This window comes from Mycobacterium sp. E342, assembly GCF_001667665.1.
Lineage (GTDB): Bacteria > Actinomycetota > Actinomycetes > Mycobacteriales > Mycobacteriaceae > Mycobacterium.
Genome location: NZ_LZJM01000202.1, coordinates 1 through 729, shown reverse-complemented (window position 1 = coordinate 729; position 729 = coordinate 1). Strand labels below are relative to the sequence as shown.

Below are 729 nucleotides of genomic sequence, written 5' to 3'. Positions count from 1 at the left end.
GACCGCGACGACATGACCCTGGAAGAGGCGCAGCTGGCCAAGATCGATCTGGCGCTGGGCAAGTTGAAGCTCGAGCCGGGGATGACGCTGCTCGACATCGGCTGCGGCTGGGGCGCCACCATGCGGCGGGCCATCGAGAAGTACGACGTGAACGTCGTGGGCCTGACATTGTCGGAGAACCAGGCCGAGCACGTGCAGAAGACGTTCGACCAGATGGACACGCCCCGCACCCGGCGGGTGCTGTTGGAGGGGTGGGAGAAGTTCCACGAGCCCGTCGACCGCATCGTCTCGATCGGCGCCTTCGAGCATTTCGGCCGCCAGCGCTACGGGCGCTTCTTCAAGATGGCCTACCAAGCGCTGCCGTCCGACGGGGTGATGTTGTTGCACACCATCGTTCGCCCGTCCTTCAAAGACGCCCGGGCGCGGGGCATGAAGCTGACCCACGAGATCGTGCACTTCTCGCAGTTCATCTTGACCGAGATCTTCCCCGGCGGGTGGCTGCCGACACCGCAGACCGTCGGCGAGTACGCGGTCACGGCGGGCTTCGAGCTGACCAGGGTCCACTCGCTGCAGCTGCACTACGCGAGGACCCTGGAGACCTGGGCGGCCGCCCTCGAGGCCAATCGCGAGCAGGCCATCGCCATCCAGTCCCAAGAGGTCTACAACAAGTACATGCACTACCTGACCGGCTGTGAGAACTTCTTCCGCAAGGGCATCAGCAATGTCGGG

The 729-nt window shown here is 64.7% G+C and carries 1 protein-coding gene; it reads left to right on the top strand.

Annotation, left to right across the window (positions count from 1 at the left end; genetic code table 11):
• Positions 1 to 729 (top strand): cyclopropane mycolic acid synthase family methyltransferase (locus A5692_RS14880; RefSeq protein WP_068057212.1); only part of this gene is annotated, 729 nt, incomplete at both ends.